At 69.0% G+C, this 25,758-nt stretch carries 23 protein-coding genes; 16 read left to right on the top strand and 7 right to left on the bottom strand.

From position 1 onward, the window contains the following. Nucleotides 1-15 precede the first annotated feature (15 nt). From AB0N61_RS02150 to AB0N61_RS02125, 6 genes are read left to right on the top strand one after another with little or no spacing between them, the layout of a single operon-like run. Nucleotides 16-456: a cupin domain-containing protein gene (locus AB0N61_RS02150; protein ID WP_167948036.1), complete on the top strand. Its 441-nt coding sequence runs from the start codon at nt 16-18 to the stop codon at nt 454-456. Further along, complete coding sequence (locus tag AB0N61_RS02145; RefSeq protein WP_363361387.1) at nt 453-1,319, top strand: acyl-CoA thioesterase domain-containing protein; 867 nt, start codon at nt 453-455, stop codon at nt 1,317-1,319. Before AB0N61_RS02150 ends, AB0N61_RS02145 begins: the two co-directional genes overlap by 4 nt. A gap of 34 nt (nt 1,320-1,353) precedes the next feature. Then, a complete protein-coding gene (locus tag AB0N61_RS02140; protein ID WP_363361386.1) occupies nt 1,354-3,015 on the top strand; it encodes an AMP-binding protein in 1,662 nt (553 codons plus the stop codon). Nucleotide 3,016: 1 nt separating this feature from the next. Continuing rightward, nucleotides 3,017-5,407, top strand: a complete 2,391-nt coding sequence (locus tag AB0N61_RS02135) for a bifunctional salicylyl-CoA 5-hydroxylase/oxidoreductase (RefSeq protein ID WP_363361384.1) — start codon at nt 3,017-3,019, stop codon at nt 5,405-5,407. Nucleotides 5,408-5,463: 56 nt separating this feature from the next. Next, nucleotides 5,464-5,871, top strand: a complete 408-nt coding sequence (locus tag AB0N61_RS02130) for a RidA family protein (protein WP_363361382.1) — start codon at nt 5,464-5,466, stop codon at nt 5,869-5,871. Beyond that, nucleotides 5,871-6,707 carry a fumarylacetoacetate hydrolase family protein gene (locus tag AB0N61_RS02125; RefSeq protein ID WP_363361381.1) on the top strand — a complete coding sequence of 279 codons (837 nt, stop codon included), beginning with the start codon at nt 5,871-5,873 and terminating at the stop codon, nt 6,705-6,707. Before AB0N61_RS02130 ends, AB0N61_RS02125 begins: the two co-directional genes overlap by 1 nt. A gap of 69 nt (nt 6,708-6,776) precedes the next feature. On the opposite strand, the gene ald is transcribed toward AB0N61_RS02125, so the two are convergent. Beyond that, the gene (gene ald, locus AB0N61_RS02120) at nt 6,777-7,871 is read right to left on the bottom strand and encodes an alanine dehydrogenase (protein ID WP_167948031.1); all 1,095 of its coding nucleotides are present in this window, start codon (nt 7,869-7,871) and stop codon (nt 6,777-6,779) included. A 115-nt stretch (nt 7,872-7,986) separates the two neighbouring features. Between ald and AB0N61_RS02115 the strand changes: the two genes are divergently transcribed. Beyond that, nucleotides 7,987-8,496 (top strand): Lrp/AsnC family transcriptional regulator, encoded by a 510-nt coding sequence (locus tag AB0N61_RS02115; protein WP_363361379.1) that lies wholly within the window; start codon nt 7,987-7,989, stop codon nt 8,494-8,496. 146 nt (nt 8,497-8,642) lie between these two features. Continuing rightward, nucleotides 8,643-9,713: a helix-turn-helix domain-containing protein gene (locus tag AB0N61_RS02110; RefSeq protein ID WP_363361377.1), complete on the top strand. Its 1,071-nt coding sequence runs from the start codon at nt 8,643-8,645 to the stop codon at nt 9,711-9,713. Between the two features lie 453 nt (nt 9,714-10,166). Here the strand turns inward: AB0N61_RS02110 and AB0N61_RS02105 are convergent, their stop codons facing one another. The 3 genes from AB0N61_RS02105 to aceA form a co-directional block, all read right to left on the bottom strand. Next, the gene (locus tag AB0N61_RS02105; protein ID WP_363361376.1) at nt 10,167-10,601 is read right to left on the bottom strand and encodes a hypothetical protein; all 435 of its coding nucleotides are present in this window, start codon (nt 10,599-10,601) and stop codon (nt 10,167-10,169) included. Nucleotides 10,602-10,715: 114 nt separating this feature from the next. Further along, the gene (gene aceB, locus AB0N61_RS02100; RefSeq protein ID WP_363362034.1) at nt 10,716-12,356 is read right to left on the bottom strand and encodes a malate synthase A; all 1,641 of its coding nucleotides are present in this window, start codon (nt 12,354-12,356) and stop codon (nt 10,716-10,718) included. Between the two features lie 131 nt (nt 12,357-12,487). Next, a complete protein-coding gene (gene aceA / locus AB0N61_RS02095) occupies nt 12,488-13,813 on the bottom strand; it encodes an isocitrate lyase (protein WP_363361375.1) in 1,326 nt (441 codons plus the stop codon). A gap of 137 nt (nt 13,814-13,950) precedes the next feature. On the opposite strand from aceA, the gene AB0N61_RS02090 reads away from it, so the two are divergent. Beyond that, a complete protein-coding gene (locus AB0N61_RS02090) occupies nt 13,951-15,402 on the top strand; it encodes a helix-turn-helix domain-containing protein (RefSeq protein ID WP_363361374.1) in 1,452 nt (483 codons plus the stop codon). Between the two features lie 16 nt (nt 15,403-15,418). On the opposite strand, the gene AB0N61_RS02085 is transcribed toward AB0N61_RS02090, so the two are convergent. Together AB0N61_RS02085 and AB0N61_RS02080 are read right to left on the bottom strand one after the other, a co-directional pair. Continuing rightward, nucleotides 15,419-16,741: an aromatic acid/H+ symport family MFS transporter gene (locus AB0N61_RS02085; RefSeq protein ID WP_363361373.1), complete on the bottom strand. Its 1,323-nt coding sequence runs from the start codon at nt 16,739-16,741 to the stop codon at nt 15,419-15,421. Between the two features lie 163 nt (nt 16,742-16,904). Further along, nucleotides 16,905-17,558 (bottom strand): amino acid deaminase, encoded by a 654-nt coding sequence (locus AB0N61_RS02080; protein ID WP_363361371.1) that lies wholly within the window; start codon nt 17,556-17,558, stop codon nt 16,905-16,907. A 118-nt stretch (nt 17,559-17,676) separates the two neighbouring features. Between AB0N61_RS02080 and AB0N61_RS02075 the strand changes: the two genes are divergently transcribed. The 6 genes from AB0N61_RS02075 to AB0N61_RS02050 are packed head-to-tail and all read left to right on the top strand — an operon-like array spanning nt 17,677 to nt 22,670. After that, complete coding sequence (locus AB0N61_RS02075) at nt 17,677-18,315, top strand: hydrolase (protein ID WP_363361369.1); 639 nt, start codon at nt 17,677-17,679, stop codon at nt 18,313-18,315. 47 nt (nt 18,316-18,362) lie between these two features. After that, nucleotides 18,363-19,352 carry a phosphate/phosphite/phosphonate ABC transporter substrate-binding protein gene (gene phnD, locus AB0N61_RS02070; RefSeq protein WP_363361367.1) on the top strand — a complete coding sequence of 330 codons (990 nt, stop codon included), beginning with the start codon at nt 18,363-18,365 and terminating at the stop codon, nt 19,350-19,352. Nucleotides 19,353-19,377: 25 nt separating this feature from the next. Then, nucleotides 19,378-20,181: a phosphonate ABC transporter ATP-binding protein gene (gene phnC, locus AB0N61_RS02065; RefSeq protein WP_363361365.1), complete on the top strand. Its 804-nt coding sequence runs from the start codon at nt 19,378-19,380 to the stop codon at nt 20,179-20,181. Then, on the top strand, nt 20,178-20,987 hold the full coding sequence (gene phnE / locus AB0N61_RS02060; protein WP_363361364.1) for a phosphonate ABC transporter, permease protein PhnE: 810 nt from the start codon (nt 20,178-20,180) through the stop codon (nt 20,985-20,987). Before phnC ends, phnE (AB0N61_RS02060) begins: the two co-directional genes overlap by 4 nt. Next, nucleotides 20,984-21,817, top strand: a complete 834-nt coding sequence (gene phnE / locus AB0N61_RS02055; protein ID WP_363361362.1) for a phosphonate ABC transporter, permease protein PhnE — start codon at nt 20,984-20,986, stop codon at nt 21,815-21,817. Before phnE (AB0N61_RS02060) ends, phnE (AB0N61_RS02055) begins: the two co-directional genes overlap by 4 nt. Continuing rightward, nucleotides 21,804-22,670 (top strand): MurR/RpiR family transcriptional regulator, encoded by an 867-nt coding sequence (locus AB0N61_RS02050; RefSeq protein WP_363361361.1) that lies wholly within the window; start codon nt 21,804-21,806, stop codon nt 22,668-22,670. Before phnE (AB0N61_RS02055) ends, AB0N61_RS02050 begins: the two co-directional genes overlap by 14 nt. Nucleotides 22,671-22,680: 10 nt before the next feature. Here the strand turns inward: AB0N61_RS02050 and AB0N61_RS02045 are convergent, their stop codons facing one another. After that, nucleotides 22,681-24,189, bottom strand: coding sequence for a PucR family transcriptional regulator ligand-binding domain-containing protein (locus AB0N61_RS02045; protein ID WP_363361360.1), 1,509 nt, complete (start codon nt 24,187-24,189; stop codon nt 22,681-22,683). A 115-nt stretch (nt 24,190-24,304) separates the two neighbouring features. Here AB0N61_RS02045 and gabT point away from each other — a divergent pair, with 115 nt between their 5' ends. Further along, a complete protein-coding gene (gene gabT / locus AB0N61_RS02040) occupies nt 24,305-25,672 on the top strand; it encodes a 4-aminobutyrate--2-oxoglutarate transaminase (RefSeq protein ID WP_363361359.1) in 1,368 nt (455 codons plus the stop codon). The last annotated feature ends 86 nt before the right edge of the window (nt 25,673-25,758 follow it).

Raw genomic sequence — 25,758 nt, 5'->3', positions numbered from 1 at the left:
AGCGAAGGAGCTTGCATGACCGAGCACGAACTGCACTGGGAGCGCATCCCCCAGGTGACCCGCAGCGGCGAAGAAGACACGCAGACGATGTCGTCGGGCGGCTGCATCCGGGTCTCCGGCGTCGGGCCCCAGCACACCGAGGCCACGAGGATCTGGTTCGGTCAGGTGTCGAACGACCCGGGCTACCGATCGCTGCCGCATCACCACGGCGAAGCTGAGACGGGCGGATACGTCCTGCGCGGACGGGCGCGCATCTACTTCGGCGAGGGATACCGGGAGCACCTCGACATGACGGCAGGCGACTGGGTCTTCGTGCCGCCGTTCATGCCGCACGTCGAGGCGAACATGTCGGTGACCGAAGAGCTGGTGTGGCTCACGACGCGCACACCCGACAACATCGTCGTGAACCTCGCCGACGTCGACGATTCGACGCTCGAGGGCTTCCGCCGCCTATGAGCACGTCTGCCGCCTTCCACAGGGCGATGAGTCTGGTCGAGGTGGAGTCGGCTCACGCCGAGCGGGCGTTCGAGGCCCAGCCGCAACCGGTGCCGTGGCCCAAGGCCTATGGCGGAGACCTCGTGGCGCAGAGCGTCGCAGCGGCCCTCCGCACGGTCGACGGGGATCGGACCCTCCATTCGGTGCACAGCTCGTTCCTGCGCGGCGTCGACACCGCGGAGCCGGTGCACTACGAGGTCGAGATCATCCGCGACGGACGAGGATTCTCGACGCGGCATGTTCGCGGGCATCAGCACGGCCGACTCGCGTTCATGGCGACCACGTCGTTCCACGTCCCTGAGTCGTTCCCGGAGCACGGGCCGCTCATGCCGGATGCGCCGATGCCTGAGCTGCTGCGCTCCTCGGCCGAGGTGCTCTCCGGACTCTCGGGCGACGACATCGAGTACTGGTCGCACGGACGCAGCTTCGACATGCGTCATGTGCCGGGCCCCGTCTACGTCGAGGTCGAGGGGGAGCGCACCGCCCACCAGGCGGTCTGGGTGCGCGCGTTCGATCGGCTCGACGAAGACCCGCGCACGCACCAGCTGGCGATCGCCTATGTCTGCGACTACACGATCCTCGAACCCGTGCTGCGTGTACTCGGTCTTCCGTGGCGCTCCGAGGGACTGGCCACGGCGAGCCTGGATCACGCCATGTGGTTCCACACGCCCGCTCGCGCAGACGACTGGCTGCTCTATGCGCAGGAGAGCGCGGCGATCTCCGACGGCCGCGGTCTCGGACTCGGACGCTTCTTCACCCGCGACGGCCGACTCGTCGCCACCGTCGCACAGGAGGGGATGATCCGCCCGGGTCGTCCGCTCTGACCACTTCACGACCTCGCCCCTGAAGGGACCAGCAATGACGCTTTCCCCCACCGCGCACGTCGACACGTTCACGCGTGACGCGCTGCCGCCGACCGACCTGTGGCCGACCCTGGAGTTCACCATCCCGGACGTCCGATACCCCGAGCGGCTGAACGCCGCCGTCGAACTGCTCGATCGCACGATCGACCGCTTCGGTCCCGACCGACCCGCGATCCTGCTCGCCGATGGAACGTCGTGGAGCTATGACGAGCTCCGACGGCGAGCTGACCAGTTCGCTCAGGTCCTCGTCGAGGACCACGGACTCGTGCCGGGCAACCGGGTGCTGCTGCGCATGCTCAACGGCCCGTGGACAGTCGCCTGCTGGCTCGGCGCACTCAAGGCGGGAATGGTCGTCGTCACGACCATGGTGGCGTGGCGTGCCCGGGAGCTGCGTCCGATCGTCGAGCGGGTGCGGCCGAGCGTCGCCGTCATCGATCATCGGGGCGGCGCCGACGCGGAGGAGGCGTTCGCGGGCCTCGAGGACGCGCCGGCTGTGATCGTCGCGGGAGGCGAGCCGGACTCCCTGGTGGTCGCGTGCGGTGCGAAGAGCGGTGACTTCATCGCCGTCGACACGGCCGCCGACGACGTCGCGCTCCTCGGCGCGACCAGCGGCACCACCGGGGTGCCCAAGATCACCATGCACTTCCATCGGGACATCCTGGCCAACGCCGACACGTTCGGCCGACATGTGCTGCACCTCGCATCCGACGATGTGAGCGCCAGCACGGCGCCGCTGGCGTTCACGTTCGGTCTCGGCGGAAACGTCGTGTTCCCCCTGCGGACCGGCGGTGCGATGGTGCTCGTCGAGCGGGCGACTCCTGTCGAACTGGCGAAGCTCATCGAGCCGCTCGGCATAACCGTCCTCTACACCGCGCCCACGGGGTACCGCAGCATCATCAAGGAGGGCCTCGCGGGCGAGCTGCGGCGGCTGCGCATCGGCATCGCGGCGGGGGAGCACCTCACCATCTCCACCTTCGAGGCGGTCGAGGCCGCCAGCGGACTCCGACTGATCAACGGCATCGGCGCGACCGAGATGCTGCACGTGTTCATCTCGGCATCCGGCGACGACATCCGTCCCGGCACGACCGGCCGGGTCGTGCCCGGCTATCGAGCGGCCATCCTCGACGAGGACGGGCGGGAGCTCGGAGCAGGCGAGCCTGGTCGGCTCGGCGTGATCGGCCCGACCGGGTGCCGCTACCTCGACGACGAGCGCCAGAGCGTCTATGTGCACGACGGGTGGAACATCACCGGCGACACGTTCGTGCAGGACGAGGACGGCTACTTCACCTTCCAGGCGCGGAACGACTCGATGATCGTGACGGCCGGCTACAACGTCGGGGCTCCGGAGGTCGAAGACGTCATCCTCGGCCACGAGGATGTGCTCGAGTGCGCTGTCGTCGGCTGCCAGGACCCCGAGCGCGGGATGATCGTCGTCGCGTTCGTCGTGACGCGCGAGGGGGTCATCCCGTCGGACGCGCTCACGGCGAGCATCCTCGACCACGTCAAGGCCCGGCTCGCGGTGTACAAATGCCCCCGACGGGTCGACTATCTCCCTGCGCTTCCCCGCAATCCGAGCGGCAAGGTGCAGCACTTCATCCTTCGCGAACGGGCGGCCGCCTCGGCCGACGTCGCCGTCACAGAAACCCGAGGAGTCTGACATGCGCGCAGCCGTCATCGGCGGAGGCCCCGCGGGGCTCTACTTCGCCGCTCTCATGAAACAGCTCGACCCCACCCACGAGATCACGGTCTGGGAGCGAAACGCCCCGGACGACACGTTCGGGTTCGGAGTCGTGTTCAGCGACGAGACACTCGGGGGGATCGAGAACGCCGACCCGGTGATCGCGCAGCGCATGGGCGAGCAGTTCGCGCGCTGGACCGACATCGACGTCATCTTCGGCGGTGAGACCCACACCGTCGGCGGCCAGGGATTCGCCGCGATGGGGCGGAAGGAGCTGCTGCAGCTGCTGCAGCAGCGCTGCCTCGAGCTGGGCGTCACGATCCTCTTCCGCACTCCGGCACCCGACGCCGCGGAACTGATGCAGGAGTACGACCTCGTGCTCGGCGCCGACGGCATCAACTCGTTCGTGCGGGGGCAGTTCGCATCGACGTTCGGTCCCGACCTCGATCGACGCGTCTCGAAGTACATGTGGCTCGGCACGGATCGCGTGTTCGAGGCGTTCACGTTCGCCGTGCTCGACACGCCGCACGGCGTCATGCAGCTGCACGGGTACCCCTACTCCCGGGAGCGGAGCACCTTCCTCATCGAGATGCACGAGGACGTGTGGCGAGCGGCCGGGCTGGATGCGACCGAGCATGATGTCTTCCCTCCCGGCGTCAGCGACGAGCGTTCCGTCGCGAAGATCCGCGAGATCTTCGCCGAGGTGCTCGACGGTCATGAGGTGCTCACCAACAACTCCAAATGGCTGAACTTCACGACGGTCCGCAACGAGCGCTGGCACCATGAGAATCTGGTGATCCTCGGAGACGCGGCGCATACCGCGCACTTCTCGATCGGATCCGGCACGAAGCTCGCCATGGAGGACGCCCTCGCGCTCGCCGCATGTGTGCATGAGCATGCGTCGCTCGACGCGGCGCTCGACGCGTATGAGATCGAGCGTCGTCCTGTCGTCGCGTCCACCCAGCGCGCGGCACAGGCATCGCTCGAATGGTTCGAGCGCATCGGACAGTATGCCGATCAGGAGCCCCTGCAGTTCGCTTTCAACCTGCTGACGCGCAGCCGACGGATCACGCTGGAGAACCTGGCGATGCGCGATCCCGAGTTCGCGACGGAGATCGTCCGCGGGGCGCCGCTGCCCGGCCGCGACGACGCCGAACCGGCGATGTTCCGGCCTCACCACATCGGTCGACTCGAGCTGAAGAACCGCATCGTCGTGTCGCCGATGGACATGTACTCGTCGGTCGAGGGCGTTCCGGGGGACCTCCATCTGGTGCACCTCGGCTCCAAGGCGATGGGCGGTGCGGGACTGGTCATGACCGAGATGGTGTGCGTGTCGCCGGAGGGGCGGATCACACCGGGGTGCGCGGGGCTCTATTCCGATGAGCAGATGCGGGCGTGGCAGCGGATCGTCGGATACGTGCACGGCAACTCCTCGGCCATGATCGGGGTGCAGATCGGTCACTCCGGGCGCAAGGGCTCGACCAGGCGCATGTGGGACGGGATCGACCAGCCGCTCGAGCAGGGCAACTGGAACGTGGTCGCACCCTCCGCGCTGGCATACGGGGTGGAGAACCAGGTGCCGCTGGAGATCGATCGCGAGACCATGACGGCGATCCGCGACGAGTTCGTCGCTGCGACGCGTCGTGCCGCCGCCGCGGGATTCGACCTCGCCGAGCTGCATGCCGCACACGGATACCTCATCTCGTCATTCCTGTCGCCGGTGTCGAATCAGCGCGTCGACGACTACGGCGGCCCGCTCGAGAATCGGCTGAGGTACCCTCTCGAGGTCTTCGATGCGATGCGGGCCGCGTGGCCGGAAGAGCTGCCGCTGACGGTTCGGCTGTCGGCCGAGGACTGGATCGACGGGGGGAACACGGTCGATGATGCCGTCGAGATCGCACGCGCCTTCATCGCCCACGGCGCCGCGGCGATCGACGTGTCGTCGGGCCAGGTCGCGAAGCACGAGCGCCCCCGATTCGGTCGCAGCTATCAGACTCCCTTCGCCGACGCGATCCGCAACCGGGTGGCGGCGGAGGCGGGCGTCAGCGTGATCGCCGTCGGTGCCATCTCGAGCTACGACGACGTCAACTCGATCCTGCTCGCCGGGCGCGCCGACCTCGTCGCCCTCGGTCGAACGCACCTGTGGGACCCGCAGTGGACCCTGCACGCGGCTGCGGATCAGGGCTACCGCGGGGCGGGCGCAGAGTGGGTGCCGCAGTTCCGTGCAGGCTCGCGCAAGCCGCCGACGTCGCGCACCGATGCGGTGCGCCCCCGCCTCGCGCTCGCCAGAGATCCACGACGAGACGTCGCCGAGTCGAACCACCGTCGCTGGGTGCCCGCACCCACGACCGTCGACGCTCTCTCGCACTGACTCCGCGTCGACCGACGCGCACATCGACAGACACACCGACACGAAGGAGACCGCACATGTCGCGGCAGATCATCAATCCCGAGTCGCTCGTGAAGCCGAGCGGATTCGCCCATGGCGTGCGGGCCGGAGAGTTCGTCTATCTCGGCGGACAGACGGCCATGGACGCCGACGGGCACATCGTCGACGGAGGAATCGTCGAGCAGTTCGTCCAGGCGTTCTCGAACGTGCTCACCACGCTCGCCGCCGCCGGAGGGACGCCGCGGGACCTGGTCGACGTCACCATCTATCTCACCGACGTCGACGCCTATCAACGCAACGGTCGCGAGATCGGACGCCGGTGGCGGGAGTTGGCCGGCACGGAGTACCCGGCGATGGCGGGCATCGGGGTCACGCGGCTGTGGCAGCCCGAGGCTCTGATCGAGATCCAGGCCGTCGCGCACGTCGCGAACCCGCAGGAGAGCTGATGAGACTCGCGACGGTGCGACGGCCGGACGGTATGCACGCCGCAGTCGGTGACGATGCCGGGTGGGTGGTGCTCGACGAGGCCGACGCGCAGGAGCTGATCGGTTCACCGGTCTGGCGGACACGGGCACGGGCCGCGCTGCGGCACCCGGCCAGAGTCGAGCTCGGGGGGCACGAGTTGGCGAACCCGATACCGCGTCCTTCGAAGGTGTTCTGCTGCGGCTTGAACTACCGTGATCACATCGTCGAGACCGGGCGCCCCGTGCCGGAGTTCCCCACCCTGTTCGCCAAGTTCGCGGACACCCTGACGGGCGCTGAAGACGACATCGTCGTGCGCAACACCGACAAGCTCGACTGGGAGGCGGAGCTCGCCGTCGTCATCGGTGCCGACGTGCATCGAGCCGACCGTGAGCAGGCGGAGGCCGCGATCCTCGGGTACGCGGTGTCGAACGACATCTCGATGCGCGACTGGCAGCAGCGGACACTGCAGTGGCTGCAGGGCAAGGCGTTCGATGCGACGACCCCGGTGGGTCCGTGGGTGGTCACCGCCGACGAACTGGACCCGCGCGACGGATTGCGCATCACCTGCGCGGTGAACGGCGAGCTGGTGCAGGACTCCGACACGTCCGAGCTGGTGTTCGACGCCGCCGACCTGGTCGCCTACGTGTCACAGATCACGGTGCTGCGCCCGGGGGACATCGTGCTCACCGGCACCCCTGGCGGAGTCGCGCTGGGGATGACCGAGCCCCGGTGGCTTCGCGACGGCGACGTGGTCACGACCGAGATCGCGGGGATCGGCGCGCTGCGCAACACCATCCGGTTCGACGAAGAGCCGTAGGGCAGCCCATCGGACAGGCAGAAGGGGCCGGGATTCGATCCCGGCCCCTTCTGCGATGTGCGACGACGATCAGGCGGTGTGCATGCCGTGCGCGCGTGCCACGGCATCCAGGGTGATGCGTCCGCCCTGCACGTTGAGGCCCTGGGCGAGCGCACGATCGTCTTCCGCCGCGCGGTCCCATCCCTTGCCCGCGATCGCCGAGACGTAGGGCAGCGTGGCGTTGGTCAGGGCGCGCGTCGCCGTCTCCGGCACCGCGCCGGGCATGTTCGCGACGCAGTAGTAGATGGAGTCGTGCACGGCGAACGTCGGGTCGTCGTGTGTCGTGGGGCGCGAGCCTTCGAAGCATCCGCCCTGGTCGATCGCGATGTCGACCAGCACCGAGCCGGGCTTCATGGTCGCGACCATGTCGTCGGTCACGAGCTTCGGCGCGGCGGCGCCGGGGATCAGCACCGATCCGATGACCAGGTCGGCCGTCGCGAGCTCTTCGGCGATGTCATACCGACTCGATGCCCGCGTCTGCAGAGCGCCGCCGTAGCGGTGCTCGAGCTCTCGGAGTCGGGGCAGCGAGATGTCGACGACGGTCACCTGGGAGCCGAGGCCGAGCGCGTTCGCGGCCGCGTGCTCGCCCGCGACCCCGCCGCCGATCACGACGGTCTTGGCGCGCGGAGTGCCCGCGATGCCGCCCATGAGCACGCCGCGCCCTCCCGCGGATCGCATGAGGGAGTACGACCCCATCGTCACGGACAGGCGCCCGGCGATCTCGCTCATCGGCACGAGCAGAGGCAGACTACGGTCGGGAAGCTGCACGGTCTCATAGGCGACGGCGGTCGTGCCCGCCTCGACGAGCGCCGTGGTCAACGCCCTGTCGGCGGCGAGATGGAGGTAGGTGAAGAGGGTGAGGTCCGGGCGCAGGAACCCGTATTCCTGGGCGATCGGCTCCTTCACCTTGATGAGCAGCTCGGCTTCGCCCCACGTCTCCTCGGCGGTCTCGACGATCTCAGCGCCGGCGATCCGATACGCCTCGTCGGAGATGCCCGACCCGACTCCGGCGCCGGACTGCACGAGCACGCGGTGGCCCTCGTGCACGAGGCGGTCGGCACCCGCGGGGGTGAGGGCGGTGCGGTTCTCGTTGTTCTTGACCTCGGTCGGCACGCCGATCTTCATCGATCCTCCAGGTGACGGTGGGGTGTGTGCATCTCAGAATCGCAGAAACGTCGATCATTCAACAGAATGTCTGAAGAACATTCGCCGCCAGTCCAGATCCTGCATAATCGTTCGCATGGAGACGTCACCCGAGGCCCCTGCGTCGAACACCCTTCGGGCGCCTGCGCTGGATGCGACCGACGCGAGGATCGTCCAGCTGTTGAGCGCGGACGGTCGGATGACGAATGCCGAGCTCGCAGGCCACCTCGGAGTCGCGCCGTCGACCGCGCACGCGCGTCTGCGCGCACTCGTCGAACGCGGGGTCATCAGCGGTTTCCACGCGAGCGTCGACGAGCGGATGCTGGGCGCCGGCCTCCAGGCCATCATCGGGGTGAGCCTTCGCCCGAGCGCTCGCCGCGAGAGCATCGTCGAGTTCGCCGACCGCGTGCGCGGCCTGCCTCAGGTGATCCAGGTGTTCTTCCTCGGCGGTGACGACGATTTCCTCCTGCACATCGCCGTCGCGGACTCCTCGGAGATGCGCGAGTTCGTGCTCGAGCACCTCTCGGCGCAGAGCAGCGTCGCCTCGACCAGGACCAGCATCGTGTTCGACTATCACCGCAACTCGGTGGCGGCGTCGTTCCACTGAACGCGGCCGCACCCCCGTCCCTCGGCTCGACCGGGCGGCGGCGCGGCTGTATATTGCACGACCTCGCGCGCGTGCCTATCGTGAGGGCGGGGACGGAGCAGCCGATGCGCACGCGGCGGACTCCGGTGGGGGTTCTGATGGGGCGGATGATCGACGACGCTGAGCTGGCTGCCTGGCTGTCGCGGCTCTCCGGCGGGCTGTGGGCGCCTTCGGGTGAGCATGCGCCGCACGACGCGGTGCCGGAGTGGTTCTCGCGCGAGGTGATCCGTCTGGACGGCAGCCGCGGCATGCTCCAGCTGTCGAACTTCGGCGCGATGCGGGCTGCTGATCCGGACGCGTTCGAGGCGGCGCTCGTGCGCAGGTCGATCGGCGCGACCATGTTGTACAGCACCCTCGAGACGTCGCACACCGTCGTCTACGAGCAGGGTGCTCCCGACGACGAGGACATCGTCATCGTCGGAACCTCGAACCAGGGTGGTCAGCGACTGCGCACCGCCGCAGGGATCCAGCTGATGAACGTCGGCAGGATGGGGTTCATGTCGAGTATGGGAGCGTCGGCCGTCGAGCACATGGGCGTGAGCGACACGACGGGCGTGGTCGTCCCCGTCGCCGCCATCCCCGGGTACCGTCACGTCATCGCTCGCGGGGCCGAGATGTTCCCCGACACTCCCTTGACGCGCGCTGCCGGTGCATCGCTCGGCCGGATGCTGTTCGAGTGGGTGAAGGACCCCGACCAGGGTCAGGGCGCTCTCGCGGGCACCGAGGCGGCCCTGATCGCGCTCGTGAGAGGACTCTTCCGTCAGTTTCCCGGTGACGGCGAGACCAGCAGGGCGAGCGAGTTCCGTGCAGAGGCGGGTCGCATCATCGAGCGACGGCACCGGGACCCCGCGTTCGGTCTCGCCGACCTCGCTGCAGATCTTCACGTGAGCCGCCGTCAGCTCTTCCGCCTCTATGAGGGCACCGACGAGAGTCCCGCGAGCCGACTGCTGCGTCGCCGCCTCGTGACCGCCCGCGAGGAGCTGGTCTCGACGCCACCGCAGGACCTCGCCGCCGTCGCGGCGCGGTCAGGGTTCGCCGATGCCTCCGCGCTGCGCGCGCAGTTCTCTCGACACGTCGGGCTCAGCCCGAGTGCCTTCCGCCTCGCCGCGCGCACGCAGCCGCCTCGACTCGCCGAGGCGATGCTGCTCAGCGACGAGCAGTCCGCGCCGTCCGACTGACACGGTCGGGGCCGCGCGGCCGATTCTGATCTCACGACTATGCGCGCCGACGCCGACGCCGGCCGGCGACGGATCCGACCTGCCTGCCGCGACTGTCTTCCCGCCGAGCAGACAGTGACACGAGACCGCGAATCTCGTGCCAGGTGACGCTCTGAGTGCCGGGCCGAGCACACCCGGTGACGCAACCTCCGGCGACGCTTCCTGACCGCCGGATGCCCTTCTAACCTGGGCTTGCCCGTGTCCCCAGGCGGGTCATGACGGCAGGTCGTCGCGGAGCTCCGCTCCTGGCGCATCGGCCGTCACGGCTTCCGGACGCGGCGGAATCGCCCGTCCGGAAGTTCGGGGGACAGGCGCGAGAGCGTCGGGCACGACGGACCACCTGCGCCAGGGCGCGGGTGGACGTGCGGGTGCCTCGGTCAGGGGAGACCGGGGCACCCGCGAATCCTTCCTCGTCTACGCGCCGAAAGATGACGGCAGAGCGCAGTAGTCCGCGAAGCGCCTCGTCGGTGCCGCCGGGTCTGTCACATCGACGATCGCGCCGGCGATCGAGTGCGGGGCTTCGTCGCCTGCGAGCTGCCACACGATGAAGTTCCACAGACCCCTCGCCGTCGGGCTGAGCAGCGCCGCCGGGCCCGAGACGATCAGGACCGTCGCCGGATCGGAGTCGGTGCGGAACGGCGCGATCACCTCATCGCGCAGCGCTGCTTCGTCGGCATCCGTGCTGTGCGTGCGTTCGACGCGCTGGTCTGCGGCCGTCAGCGCGGAGGCGAGATCGTCGGCGGCTCGACGCGAGCGCTCGGCATCCGCTCCGGCGACCGCGATCAGTCGGCGTCCTCGCGGGTACAGGTGAAGGAACTCGGTCGAGATGTCGGACCACACGTCGTTCATGCCCTCAGGGTACGCCTGCGGACGACGGCGGGCTCCGGCGTCATCCCCCCTCGCGCACGAGGAAGCCCCCCGGATGCCGGTGGATGGCATCCCGGGGGCTCCGCCGTGAACGGGTCAGACGTCCTCGACGAGGAACCTGCTGTAGGCGCCGAGCGTCAGGAAGGCCGGGAACTCCTCCTGCAGGGCCACGTCGCGGAACACCGAGGCGGCATCGTCGAATCGGTCGCCGTCGTGCCGGTCGACCTCGTCGAGCACCTCGGCGATCAGGCCTTCGACGTAGTCGGCGGTGATCGCCGTGCCGTCCTCGGTGGAGCGGTCCTGGTGGATCCACTGCCACACCTGCGAACGGCTGATCTCCGCTGTCGCGGCATCCTCCATCAGGTTGTCGATGGCCACGGCACCGAGACCCCGCAGCCACGCCTCGAGATAGCGGATCGCGACGGACACGTTGTCGCGCACGCCCTGAGCGGTGATCGGACGCCCGATGTGCAGGTCGAGCAGCTGCGACGCAGTCACCATCACCTCGGGACGCCGGCGATCCACCTGGTTGGGGTCGTCGCCGAGCACGGCGTCGAACTCGGCCAGCGCAGTGGGGATCAGATCGGGATGCGCCACCCAGGTGCCGTCGAAGCCGTCGCCGGCCTCGCGCTTCTTGTCGGCGGAGACCTTCTCGATCGCGCGCGTCGTGACCTCGGGGTCGCGTCGATTCGGGATGAAGGCGCTCATGCCGCCGATCGCGTAGGCGCCGCGCTTGTGGCAGGTCTGCACGAGCAGTTCGGTGTACGCCCGCATGAACGGCACCGTCATCGTGACCTCGCTGCGGTCGGGGAGGACGAAGCGTGCACCACGCCCGCGGTAGTTCTTGATGATCGAGAAGATGTAGTCCCAGCGTCCGGCGTTCAGCCCCGCACAGTGGTCGCGCAGTTCGTAGAGGATCTCGTCCATCTCGAAGGCCGCAGGCAGAGTCTCGATCAGCACGGTCGCGCGGACCGTGCCGTGCGGGATGCCGATGTACTCCTCGCTGAAGGAGAACACGTCGTCCCACAGCTTCGCCTCTTCGCTCGATTCGATCTTCGCGATGTAGAAGTACGGACCGCGTCCGTTCGCGATGAGCTCCTGCGCATTGTGGAAGAAGTACAGGCCGAAGTCGACGAGCGAGCCGGATGCCGCGGTACGGCGCCCTGCGCGGTCGGTGAACTGCAGGTGCTTCTCCGGCAGGTGCCAGCCGCGCGGACGCATCACGATGGTCGGTGTCCGCTCGGCGGTGACGTGGTACTCCTTGCCCTCGGGGGAGCGGAAGGACAGGTCACCGCGGATGGCGTCGCGAAGTGAGAGCTGCCCCTCGATGACGTTCTTCCAGGTCGGGCTCGTGGCGTCCTCCTGGTCGGCCAGCCACACGCGAGCGCCGGAGTTGAGCGCGTTGATCGTCATCTTGGGGTCCGTCGGTCCGGTGATCTCGACGCGACGGTCTTCGAGGCCCGGGCCGGCGCCCGCGACCCGCCAGTCGGCATCCGCACGGATGTGCGCGGTGTCGTCGCGGAAGCGCGGATCATGACCGTTGCCGATCTCGAACCGGCGACGCATGCGGTCGGCGAGCCGGTCGTGGCGGCGTGAGGCGAATCTGTGGTGCAGCTCGGTGAGGAAGGCGATCGCCGCGGGTGTGAGGATCTCCTCGTATCGCTCGCGCAGAGGGCCGGTGACGGTGATCGCGGGGCCCTGCTGCGCCGTCTGGATCGGAGCGGTGGTCGGGTGCATGGTCGGGGGTGCGGTGGGAGTGGTCATGATCATTGGGTCCTTTGATTCGTGCCGAACTTGTCGACGAAGAGGGGCCACGCGCCCGGAGGCTCCGCGCGGCGCGCCAGCGCCGTGTGGAGGGGGCGTGGGGATCAGTGGAACTGCGCGGCTTCAGTGGAGCCGGCGAGGGCGAGGGTGGCGCTGTCGGGGTTGAGCGCGGTGGAGATGACGTCGAAGTAGCCGGTGCCCGCCTCGCGCTGGTGCTTGGTGGCGGTGTAGCCGTTCGCCTCGGCGGCGAACTCGGCCTCCTGCAGCTCGACGTACGCGCTCATGGCGCGCTCGGCGTAACCGCGGGCGAGGTCGAACATCGAGTGGTTCACGGCGTGGAAGCCGGCGAGCGTGATGAACTGGAACTTGTAGCCCAGGTCGGCAAGCTCCTGCTGGAACGTCGCGATCTCGGCATCCGACAGGTGGCGCTTCCAGTTGAAGCTCGGGGAGCAGTTGTAGGCGAGCAGCTTGCCCGGGAACTGCGCATGGATCGCGGCGGCGAACTCGCGCGCCAGCTCGATGTCGGGCTCACCGGTCTCGACCCAGAGCAGATCCGCGTACGGCGCGAACGCGAGGCCGCGGCTGATGACCGAATCGATGCCGGGGCGGATCCGGTAGAAGCCCTCGGTCGTGCGCTCGCCGGTGGTGAACTGCTGGTCGCGCTCGTCGACATCGCTCGTGAGCAGGTCGGCGGCGAGAGCATCCGTGCGGGCGATGATGACCGTCGGGACGCCGGCCACGTCGGCGGCGAGACGTGCCGCGTTCAGGGTGCGGATGTGCTGCTGCGTGGGCACCAGCACCTTGCCGCCCAGGTGCCCGCACTTCTTCTCGCTCGCGAGCTGGTCTTCCCAGTGGATGGCGGCGGCACCGGCCTGGATCAGCGACTGTGCGAGCTCGTAGGCGTTGAGCGGTCCGCCGAAGCCGGCCTCGGCGTCGGCGACGATCGGCGCGAGCCAGTCCTGGGTGACCTCACCCTCGGCGTGCTCGAGCTGGTCCTGGCGGATCAGCGCGTTGTTGATGCGCCGCACGACCGCCGGCACCGAGTTCGCGGGGTAGAGCGACTGGTCGGGGTAGGTCTGACCGGCGAGGTTGCCGTCGGCGGCGACCTGCCACCCCGAGAGGTAGATCGCCTTGAGGCCGGCGCGCACCTGCTGCACGGCCTGGCCGCCGGTGTACGCGCCGAGCGCCCGCACGTAGTCCTCGGTGTGCAGGAGGTTCCAGAGGTTCTCGGCTCCGCGATGGGCGAGCGTGGCGTCTTCGCGAACCGAGCCGCGGACGCGGATGACGTCCTCCGCCGTGTATGTGCGCTCGACGCCGTCCCAGCGGGGATCCGTCTCCCAGATCTCCCGGAGCTCGGCGGCCGTCTGAACCTGGTCGCCGGCGCGCAGACCTGCGGGACGAGGGGTGGGGTTCTGAGCGGTGTTCGTCATGGTGTCTCCTCCGTTGGATGCCCGAGCGATGAAGCCCGGGTGGCGTGTGTCCACTCTGAGTGAATTTCTTGCCGCTCGAACACCGTTCGACGAGTGAAGATCGACCGAAATTCTGTTTCTGTGACAGAATCGGCCGCATGAGCACCTCAGCGATCGAAGAAGACGCCGACGCCCTCACCATCGGACGCCGCATCCGTCAGCTGCGCACGGCACGGGGAATGACCCTCGACGACCTCGCTGCGGCGGTCGATCGAGCGCCCAGCCAGATGTCGATGATCGAAACGGGCAAACGCGAGCCCAAGCTCACTCAGCTGCAGTCGATCGCGCGCGCTCTCGGAGTCACGATCGACGCGCTGCTCGAGGGCGAGCCGCTCGACGAGCGCAGCGCGATCGAGATCGCGCTCGAGCGGGCGATGAAGGGGCAGACGTTCCGGGCCCTCGGGATCGAGCCGTTCCGTATCGCCAAGAGCATGCCCACGGACGCGCTCAAGGCGCTGCTCGCCTTGCACGGCGAGATCGAGCGGCTGGGAGACGAGCGCGCTGCCACGCCGGAGGAGGCCCGACGAGCGAACGTCGAACTGCGTCACCTCATGCGCAGGCAGGACAACCACTTCGCCGACCTCGAGACCAAGGCGGCCGAGATCCTCGCGGCGGTCGGACACCCGGGCGGTCCGCTCACGCAGCGGACGGCATCCGAGATCGCCGCCTACCTCGGGTTCACTCTGCACTACGCGCCTGACCTGCCGCAGACCACGCGGAGCGTCGCCGATCTCGCGAACGGGCGACTGTACCTGTCGAGCAGCGTGCCGGCGAAGGGCGACGCGCGCACCGCTGTGCTGCAGGCGCTGTCGAGCCGCATCCTGGGCCACTCCGAGCCGCGCAGCTACGCCGAGTTCCTGCGCCAGCGCGTCGAGACGAACTACCTCACCGGGGCGCTGCTGGTTCCGGAGGCCCACGTCGTGCCGGCGCTGAAGGACGCGAAGTCGCGACGGGCGATCTCGATCGAGGACCTCCGCGACGCCTATTCGGTCTCGTACGAGACCGCTGCCCACCGCTTCACGAACCTTGCGACGCGCCACCTCGGCATCCCCGTGCACTTCCTCAAGGTGCACGAGTCGGGGACGATCACGAAGGCGTACGAGAACGACGACGTGAACTTCCCCACCGACCGGCTCGGATCGATCGAGGGGCAGATGTGCTGTCGCCGGTGGACCAGCCGCGTGGTGTTCGACGAGGACGACCGATTCAACCCCTACTACCAGTACACCGATACGGGCAATGGCACGTACTGGTGCACCGCCCGCGTCGAGGCGTCGAGCGAGGGGCTGCACTCGGTCAGTGTGGGCGTGCGCTTCGACGACACCAAGTGGTTCGTCGGTCGCGACACCCCGCATCGTGGAGTCTCGAAGCACTCGGTCGAGGTCTGCTGCCGCCGGGCGCCGGCAGAGCTCGAAGGCCGGTGGCGAGAGAACTCCTGGCCGAACGTGAAGACGCCTCGCACCCTGCTGGCGACGCTGCCGACCGGCGCCTTCCCCGGGGTCGACACGACCGATGTCTACGAGTTCCTCGAGGCGCACGCGCCGCGGTGAGGTGACGCCGGCTCGGTCAGGTGAGCGGCGCCGGCTTCCGGGGCACCAGGGCCACGGCGACGGCGGCGATGATCGCGACGAGCGCGAAGGCGACGAAGTTCCACTCGACGCCGATCGCGAGCGAGGCCAGCCATCCCCCCATGATCGGACCCATGATGGCGCCGATCCGGGCGAAGCTCAGCGCCCAGCCCGCCGCAGTCGCGCGCACGGATGCGGGGTAGTAGTCGGTGATGTAGGCCGTGAGCACCAACGACGTCGAGATCGACCCCACGCCGGACATGGCCACGAAGACGAGGTTCAGGTACATCGCGTTCGGGAACATCATCAGCAGGCAGGCGGCGCCGCCCAGGGCGTAGAAGATGATGAGGATCGGCTTCGAGCCGAAGCGGTCTGCGAGATGACCGAGCACGAGACCGCCGACCGCCGACGCGAGGCTGAACACGAGCAGGAACGTCAGGGCGGGGCCGAGATCGTAGCCGGAGGCGCGCATGATCGACGGCAGCCAGGAGTTCAGTCCGTAGACCAGGAGCAGGCCCGCGAACAGCGAGATCCACAGGAACACCGTCGAGCGCAGGGATCGCCGGGAGAAGAGCTGATTCAGGATGCTGTGCCAGGGGCGGCGTTCGCTCGTGGGGGACGCGGGGCGATCGGTCGGCATGTACGGCTCGATGCCCAGGCGGCGCGCGAGGGAGACCGCCCGGTCGTGCTGACCGCGGTTCTCGAGCGACTCGAGGGATTCGGGGAGCACCGTGGCGATCACGGGAATCAGCAGCAGGGGGAAGGCGCCGACGGCGATCACCCAGCGCCAGCCGAGGTGGGGGAGGAGGGCGATCGCGACGATCGCCGACACCACGATGCCCAGCGAGTAGCCGGAGTACATGATCCCGTAGTTCAGCGAGCGCTTCCGAGGCGCAGAGAACTCGATCGTGAGCGCCGCGGCGACGGGGATGATGCCGCCCATGCCCAGGCCGCCCAGGAAACGGAAGAGTCCGAAGACCTCGGGTGTGGGGGCCAGAGCGGCACCCAGCTGCATCAGTGTGAAGATCGACATCGACACGAGCAGCATCCGCTTGCGGCCGACGCGATCGCTCAGCGTGCCGATGAAGAGCGCGCCGATCAGCATGCCGACCAACGCCCAGGATGCGAGCCCGCCGAGCTCGACGGGGGAGAGCGACCAGGCGGCGTCCTCGGCGAGGGCCGGCAGCACGGCGCCGATCACCCCGATGTCGTAGCCATCGGCGAGGATCGCCATCCAGCAGCTGAACAGGACGATCCCGGTGACGGACCGAGGGACCGGCCAGGCCGCCTCCGTGGTCGTCGCGGCTGGGGTGGTGGACATCATCGTCTCCTTCGCAGTGACGCGCCAGTGCGTCGAGCGGATGCGGCCGGCCGGCCAGCGTTGCAAAACTATGACGAGCGTCAAAGAAATGCAATATTAAGCGCCGTCTGGAGCGACTGCGCTTCCTCGCTCACCGGTGACGCGTTGATCCATCGGACCGGAATCACGCCGCGTTCCAGCGCAGCCGAGGATCGGCGATGAAGTCCGCGAGCTGCGTCGACGCATCGGCGACCGGGAAGGTCGTCACCAGCAGCGGAGCGGCACCGGGGGTCGACGCGACGGCGTAGGCGAGTGCTGCCGGGCCTTCGGCGCTGCTGAACGAGACGCGGGCCTCGCGGCCGTCCAGCAGGTGCGACGCGGTCGCCGCGGGAGAGCGCATGAGCGCGGATGCCGCTGTGGTCGCCCGCGCGAGCAGGGTTTCCCCGCCGCGCCACGGTGTGAACGCATCCGACGACAGGCCGCATGCCTCAGCCAGTGCTCCATGGATCCAGCGGTCGCGTTTCAGGCCGTACGGGGTGGGCTCGAGCGAGAGCAGGTAGCCGTAGCAGTGCAGCAGCCCCGCATCGCCGATCGGCCACACCGCATGACGGCCTGCCCGCGCATGCAGTTCGTCGAAGAGCGCGCGGGGCACGAGGTGCCTGGCGGTGTTCTCGTCGACGATGGTCGATCGCCCCCAGGTGCGGAAGCGCCCGGCTTCACGGTCTTGCGCGATCGACTCGTCCAACCAGGGGAGCGCGTCGATCGCCGCGCGGGCGTCGGCGGCGGTGCCGCCCATCGCGACCGCCGCGGCGTCGGTGAGTTCGTCGAGTTCGGACACGGCGCTCACCATACGTGATGCGGATGGACGGATTGTTCACGCGGCGTTCACTCCCCGTGGTCGTTCTGTCCACAATCAATGAGCATGATGGACGAAGCGTCCTCACAGAAAGAACTCCGTGAACTCCATCCTCCTCTTCGACTTCGACGGCACCATCGCGCTCGGCGACGGACCCGTCCTCGCTTATGCCACTCACGTGGCCGCCGGGCTCGACGATGCCGAGGGCTTCGTCGACGGCATCCGCGTCGCGCTCGCCGCCGCCGACGGCGCCCTCGACGGGTACGACTCCGTGCGCCGCTCTGCTCTCGAGCGAGGAGCGGACGCTGCTCTGCTCAGCTCCGCCTACCGGGCGAGCCGCGAGCAGCTGGCGACCGACGCGGCCCCGGTCGTCGCGCCGGAGGGACTGGCGGACTTCCTTGCCGCGGCATCCGACGCCGAACGGGTACTCGTCACCAACGCCCCGATCACTCGCATCGCCGACGCGCTCGACGTGCTCGGCCTCGCCGGACTCTTCGACCGGATCATCACGAGCGCCCGCAAGCCCGCCGGGCTCGAGCGCGTGCTCTCCGATCTGCCCGCGAACGTCAGGGTGCTGAGCATCGGCGACATCTGGCACAACGATCTCGCTCCCGCGCACGCTCGCGGCCACGCCACCGCGCTGATCGGCGGTTTCTCCGATCCTGACGCGACCCCCACCTTCCGCGCCGCCGATTTCTCGACGCTGATTCCTCAGCTCGAGGCCTGGCTGCGCTCCTGAGCCCACCTCCTCCCACCCTCACTGACACCACACATCGAAGGATCACCATGCGCACCTCCCCCCTCCGCCGTTCTGCAGCGGGCATCGTCGCCGTCGGCGCGCTCCTGACGGTCGCCCTCGCCGGCTGCTCAGGCAGCACGACCGCCCCCGAAGGGTCGTCGGCCCCGGCCGCCGACCCCGATTCGCTCGTCCTCGCTCTCGTCCCCTCTCAGGACCAGGACGGCCTGGTCGACACCGCTGCTCCGCTCACCGACTACCTCACCGAGGAGCTCGGCATCGAGGTGACCGGCGTCGTCTCGAAGGACTATCAGGCAGCGGTCGAGGCGATGGGCGCCGGGCAGGCGCAGATCGGCTTCCTCCCCTCGCTGCAGCTCTGGCAGGCGAACGACATGTATGACGCCTCGGTCGTGCTGCAGACCGAGCGCAACGGCAACATCACGTACCCCGCGCAGTTCATGACGAACAATCCCGACAAGTACTGCGAGGACGAGCCGGTCGAGCGCGACGGCATGCTGTTCTGCAACGGCGCCGACGCCATGACGGGCCCCGCCGGACTCGACAGCATCGAGAAGGTGAAGGGCGCGAAGGTCGCGCTGCTGGGCCCCGGCTCGCCGGCAGGCTACATCTACCCGGTGCTCGCGCTGCAGGAGGCGGGCCTGGACACGGACGCCGACATCGAGCAGATCCCGGTGACGGCGAATGACGCCTCGGTGCTGGCCGTCTACAACGGCGACGCCGAGGTCGGATTCAGCTTCTGGGACGCCCGCACGATCGTGCAGAAGGACACCCCCGACGTCGGCGAGAAGGTCGTCGTCTTCGCGATGACCGAGGAGATCCCCAACGACGGCGTCGCCGTCTCGGCCGACCTCTCGTCCGAGCTGCAGGAGCGCATCACGACGGCCCTCGAGGACTTCTCGAACACTGAGCGGGGGTCGGAGATCCTCACGAGCATCTACTCCATCACCAAGCTCGCCCCGGCCGACCCCGACTCGCTCGACGTCGTCGCCCGCGCGGCGCAGGCCCTGGGGCTCCAGTAAGTTGTCTCCTCAGCTCCACCAGCGCGTGGACGCCGCAGCCCCGGCTGCGGCGTCCACGCCGTGGTCCATCCGCCTCGATGACGTCACGGTGCGATACCCGAACGGGACGATCGGCCTGAACCGCGTCTCCCTCGAGATCGACGCGGGGGAGATGGTCGCCGTCGTCGGCCTCTCGGGCTCGGGGAAGTCGACGCTGATCCGAACGATCAACGGCCTCGTGCCGGTGACGGCGGGAACGCTCGACGTGGGAGAGCATCGTGTCAGCGGCGCGTCGCCTCGGACACTGCGACGACTCCGCGGTGACATCGGCATGGTGTTCCAGGGCTTCAACCTCGCGGGTCGCGCGAGCGTCCTGCAGAACGTGCTCGTCGGCCGCCTGGCCCACACGCCGTTGTGGCGCACGCTGCTCGGCGCCTATCCGGAATCCGATCGGCAGTTGGCACACCATGCGCTCGACCGCGTCGGGATCCTGCCCAAGCTCTACTCGCGAGCCTCCGATCTCTCCGGCGGTCAGCAGCAGCGCGTCGCGATCGCCCGCGCTCTCGCGCAGGAGCCTCGTATCGTGCTGGCTGATGAGCCGGTCGCCAGCCTCGATCCACCCACCGCGCACGGGGTGATGAACGACCTCCGCCGCATCAACCGCGATCTGGGGATAACCGTTCTCGTCAACCTGCATCTGCTCGACCTCGCTCGCGAGTACGGAGCGCGCATGATCGGCATGCGCGCGGGAGAGATCGTGTACGACGGACCGGCGACGAGTGCCACGGATGCCGACTTCGAGAGCATCTACGGTCGCTCGCTGATGCCGGACGATCGGTTGGACGAGTGACCGGCCGCACATCAGCGCCTCTCGAAGTCCCCGCCCGACCGCGCGGAGCGTGGAGAGCGCCGGCCATCGTCGTCGCCGTGATCGCCGTCACCGTGGTCATGTGCCTCCCCGGCATCGGGATCGGCGCGGACCTGTCGGCGATCGCCCGCAATTGGCAGAACGGCGCCGACAAGATCGTCAAGCTCCTCCTGCCCGACTGGAGCTTCTTTCCGCGAACCGTCCCGCCGCTCATCGAGACGCTGCAGATGGCGGTCATCGCCACGGCGATCGGCGCCGCGATCTCGCTGCCGCTGAGCTTCTGGGCTGCCAGGGCGACGAATCCGAGCGCCCCGGCGCGCATCGTCGTGCGCGGCATCCTCAACGTCATCCGCAGCGTCCCCGATCTGCTGTACGCGGCGATCCTCGTGGCGATGGTCGGCGTCGGCGCGCTTCCCGGCATCCTCGCGCTGCTGCTGTTCAACGTCGGCATCATCGTGAAGCTGGTCTCCGAGGCGATCGACACCAACGACCGGGGTCCGCTCGAGGCGGGCCGCGCCGTCGGCGCCACTCAGGCGAAGATCAACCGCACGCTGGCGCTTCCTGACGCATGGCCGGCTTTCGCGAACCAGACCCTCTATGTCTTCGAGCTGAACGTGCGCGCATCCACGGTGCTCGGCCTCGTCGGAGCCGGCGGCATGGGGCTGCTCATCGACGCCGTGCGCACGTTCTACCGTTACGACCAGCTCTCGCTCATCATCCTGGAGATCCTCATCGTCGTCATCGTGATCGACCTCGTCTCGGACGCCATCCGTCGGAGGCTCGTATGACCGCGACGCTCGCTCCGATCCGCCCCGCTGCCCTGATCCCCGACAAGCCGCGCCGGCCATGGCTCACGGCGGGCTGGGTCCTCGTCACCGTCATCGTCGTGCTGGCCTTCTGGTCGATCGACATCAACTGGGCGCGGCTCGCCGATCTGCCGTCCGAGATCGTCCGGTACACGATCCTGATGTTCGGGTCCCCGAACTGGGAGAAGCTGCCGGAGGCGCTCTGGCAGACCTGGCGCAGCATCGAGATGGCATGGGTCGGTACGATCCTCGGCATCCTTCTCGCGACGCCGCTGAGCCTGATCGCCGCGCGCGGCTTCGGCCCGGCCTGGCTGCGGACCCTGCTGCGGGGTCTGTTCTCGCTCATCCGAGCGGTTCCCGAGATCATCATCGCGATCGTCATCCTCTCGGTCACCGGACTGACCCCGTTCACGGGCGCGCTCGCGCTGGCGATCAACGGCATCGGCACGCTGGGGAAGTGGGGGTATGAAGCGGTCGAAGCGGTGCCGCGCGGACCGATCGAGGCGGCCCGAGCAGCGGGAGGCGGAACGCTTCAGGTGCTCCGCTGGGGTGTCTGGCCGCAGGCGGAGCCGGCCTTCTGGTCGTTCTGGTTGTACCGGTTCGAGATCAACGTGCGCTCATCAGCCGTGCTCGGCCTGATCGGCGTGGGCGGAATCGGCGACATGCTGACCTCCTATACCCAGTACCGTGAGTGGTCGACGGTGGGTGTCCTGCTCATCGTGGTCGTCGCTGTCACGATGCTGATCGATGCCGTCTCCGGGGCGATCCGTCGCCGGATCATGGAGGGAGCCCGCACACGTGTTCTCGTCTAGCGCCCCGCCCACAGCGCGCATCGTCGCTGTGCTCAACACGCTGCAGCCGGCCGAACGCCGTGTCGCCGAGCTGATCGTCGAGTCGGCGGATGCCGTCGTCGAATGGACCGCGCAGGAACTGGCCCACCGAGCAGGCGTCGGCCGGGCTACCGTCGTGCGCGCGTGCCAGAGCTTCGGCTATCGCGGGTATCCGCAGCTCCGCGTCGCCCTCGCCGCAGAACTGGGCAGCGGGCCGACGGATGCGCCGACGGATCACGGCTCTGGCGTACTCGGGCGAATGCGAGGAGAGATCGACCGCGTCGCAGCATCCCTTCCGGCGCTCGCCAGTCTGCTCGACGCCGACACCGTGACGGAGGCGGTGCGTCGCGCGGCCTCCGCCCGCCGTCTGCTCGTGCTCGCGAACGGTCTGTCGTCGCCCATCGCGAGTGACCTGGCGATGCGGCTGACCGCCTCGGGACGCGCTGCGGAGTTCATCGCCGATGCGATCGCTCAGCAGATCGCCGCGCGCCATCTCACCCCCGACGACGTCTGCCTCATCGTCAGCGGGTCGGGGGCGAACGAGGCGAGTCTGCGCGTCGCCACCGCCGCCGCCCGCGGGGGCGCGTCGGTCATCGCGCTCACGTCGTTCGCCTCATCAGCGCTGACCGAGGTCGCCACGCTGTCGCTCGTGATCGCCCCGACCGGGGTGAGCTTCCGCGATGAACTCGAGCACACCTCGCGGGTGGCCTACCTGGTGTTCGCCGAGGTGTTCGCCGCCGCCGTCACCGCAGAGCGGGGAGCGGACGCCGTGCAGGCGCGTGCACACGCGCTCGAGGTCGTTTCGGACAACCTCGGTGAGGGCGCGGGAAAGTAGTCGTCCGCCCCTAGTCCCGTGCGGTCTGCAGCAGCGTCCACAGCTCCGCGCGCGCGGGGAACGACGACAGGTCGCTGCCCAGGAGCGCCCCGGCCTGCGAGATGCGGGACCGCAGCGTGTGGCGATGCACGCCGAGCGCCGCTGCCGCGGGATCCGCCTTCGCATCATGCTCGAGCCAGGTGCGCAGCGAACGTTCGAGGTCGGCGCCCGACCGGGCGTCGTGGTCGCGGAGGGGCGCGAGCCGTGACTCTGCGACCAGGCGCGCCTCATCGGTGGCCAGCGCACTGAGGATGCTGGATCCGGCGGCATCCGCGAAGTGGAAGACCCCCGCGCCGGACTGCTGGCGCAGGGCGGCGAGAGCCTGCGCGTGCGCGCGGGAGAACGCGTCATAGGATTCGGAGCTCGACGCCCCGATCCGGATGCCGAACCGCGCGGCGACCTCGTCGAGGAGCGCGTCGTCGTCGATCGACAGGCACAGCACGGTGCCGTCCGACGACTCGGCGAGGAAGCTGGCGGTGCCGTGCTCGGCCCGGCGTCGATCCCACCAGTCGGCGAACGGGCCGGTCGGCGCATCGGCAGCGATCGCCACCAGGACAGGGGCTGACGGCATCGACCCGAGCACCTTCCGGGCGAGAGAGGGGTCGTCGTCGAGCAGCGAGCTGAGCAGCTGCGCGTTCAGCCGGCGTTTGCTGCGGGCGAGCTGGTCGCTCTGCTCGAGCGCGAGTCCGGCCATCGCGATCACCGAGGTCACGACCGCGCGGGCTTCGGCGTCGAGCGCATCGACGGCCAGCGCGATCACTCCGCGCAGGTGTCCGCCGCGTCCGACCGTGAAGAGCGTGAAGGTCTGGTCGTCGATCGTGAGCGACTGCCCGGCCTCGAGTCCGCGGGTGAGGATCTCGGTGACGCGCTCGCCGAGCTCGGTCAGTCGTTCCGTGGTCACGGCGGATCGGGGGTGCGACAGCTGCAGGGCGCCGGAGGCGTCGTACATCCCCGCCCAGACGTCGAGGCGGCGGCCGAGCTCGGCGACGGTCGCATCGAGTCCGCGGGGGCGCAGTGCCGCGAGCGCGAGCGCGCGCTGAGTGTCGAGCGCCCACGACCGGCGGGCGTAGGCCTGAGCTGCGATGGCCTCGGAGTGGGCACGGGCGACAGCGATGAAGGGCGTGCGATAGGGCACTTCGAACAGGGGGATGCCGCGACGGGCGCACTCGACGATCAGTTCGTCGGGGATCGCTGCGCGGTGCACGTCCGTGCCGAATCCGAGTCCGAGCACCCCGCGATCCGCGAGCCGTCCCACGTAGACGTCGATGTCGGTGCCGGCGTCGAGCTGGGTGCCCGTCGTCAGCAGAGCGAGGTCCTCCGCGAGGAACGGCGTGGGGTCGGCGAGGTCGGAGCTGTGCACCCATCGCAGCGGGCGATCGAGGGCGCCGTCCGGAAGCCCCTCCGCATCCGAGATCAAGACGAGCCCGAGATCGCGGCGCCGGAACAGGGCGCGCAGCGTGGGCCGTTCGGTGTCGTCCATGCCCCGCTTCACCTCCGCATCCCGATCAGCGTTTGTACGTTCGGGCGATGATCTCTCTCAGATTGTACAGCTGGGCGAATGCATCGCCGGCTGATGCGGTCGTACGCTCACGGACATGGCTCTCCTCGACACCGCAGCTGTTGCAGTCCCCCTCGGCGGACCCGACCTCCCCCAGGAGCGTCGTCTCGTGACCGACCTTCCCGGCCCCCGCTCGGCCGAGATCCTCGCACGCAAGGCCGATGCCGTCGCCGCCGGCGTGGGGCACACGGTTCCCGTCGCCGCCGTCGCCGCCGGCGGAGGAGTGGTCGTGGATGCCGACGGCAACTCGCTGATCGACCTCGGCTCGGGCATCGCGGTCACGACCGTCGGCAACGCGCACCCGAAGGTCGCGGCAGCCGTCGCCGCGCAGGCCGCGCAGTTCACCCACACCTGCTTCATGATCTCGCCCTACGAGTCGTACATCGACGTGGCCGAAGCGCTCAACCGCCTCACCCCGGGAGACTTCGCCAAGAAGAGCGCCCTGTTCAACTCGGGCGCCGAGGCGGTCGAGAATGCGATCAAGATCGCCCGCAAGCACACCGGTCGCCAGGCCGTCGTCGCCTTCGACCACGGCTACCACGGCCGCACCAACCTCACCATGGCGCTGACGGCCAAGTCGATGCCCTACAAGAGCGGCTTCGGCCCGTTCGCCCCCGAGGTGTACCGCGCGCCGATGTCGTACCCCTTCCGCGACGGACTCGCCGGACCCGAGGCGGCATCCCGCGTCATCCTGCAGCTCGAGAAGCAGATCGGTGCCGACAACCTGGCCGCCGTCATCATCGAGCCCATCCAGGGTGAGGGCGGCTTCATCGTTCCCGCCGAGGGCTTCCTTCCGGCCATCGCCGCATGGTGCCGCGAGAACGGCGTAGTCTTCATCGCCGACGAGGTGCAGACCGGATTCGCCCGCACCGGCCACATGTTCGCCAGTGAGATCTTCGGCATCGAGCCCGACCTCATCACGACCGCCAAGGGCATCGCGGGCGGTCTGCCGCTCGCCGCCGTCACCGGTCGCTCGGAGATCATGGACGCCTCGCACTCGGGCGGCCTCGGCGGAACCTACGGCGGAAACCCGATCGCCTGCGCCGCGGCGCTCGCCGCGATCGACGTGTTCGAGAACGACGGCGTGATCGAGCGCGCCCGTGAGATCGGCGAGATCCTCACGACGCGTCTCGGCACCATGCAGGAGAAGGATGCCCGCATCGGCGACATCCGCGGCCACGGCGCGATGATCGCGGCAGAGTTCGTCGACCCCGAGACCGACGCGCCCGACGCCGCTCTCACGGCGGCCGTCGCGAAGGCCTGCGTCGCGCAGGGCGTCATCGTGCTGACGTGCGGCACCTACGGCAACGTCATCCGCTTCCTCCCTCCGCTCTCGATCGGCGACGACCTCCTGAACGAGGGCCTCGACGTCGTCGCGGCCGCGCTCGCCGCCGCCGCGGGCTGACGGATCAGCGCTCGCGGTCCGTCCGCGATCGCCACCACACGTCCGGCCGCGACGAGGATCGGGGGATTTCGAGTCGCGGCCGGCAC

This window comes from Microbacterium sp. NPDC089320, assembly GCF_040684875.1.
Taxonomy (GTDB): Bacteria; Actinomycetota; Actinomycetes; order Actinomycetales; family Microbacteriaceae; genus Microbacterium.
Note: the sequence above shows the minus strand (reverse complement) of the source record. Positions and strands in the feature narration are given on the sequence as shown.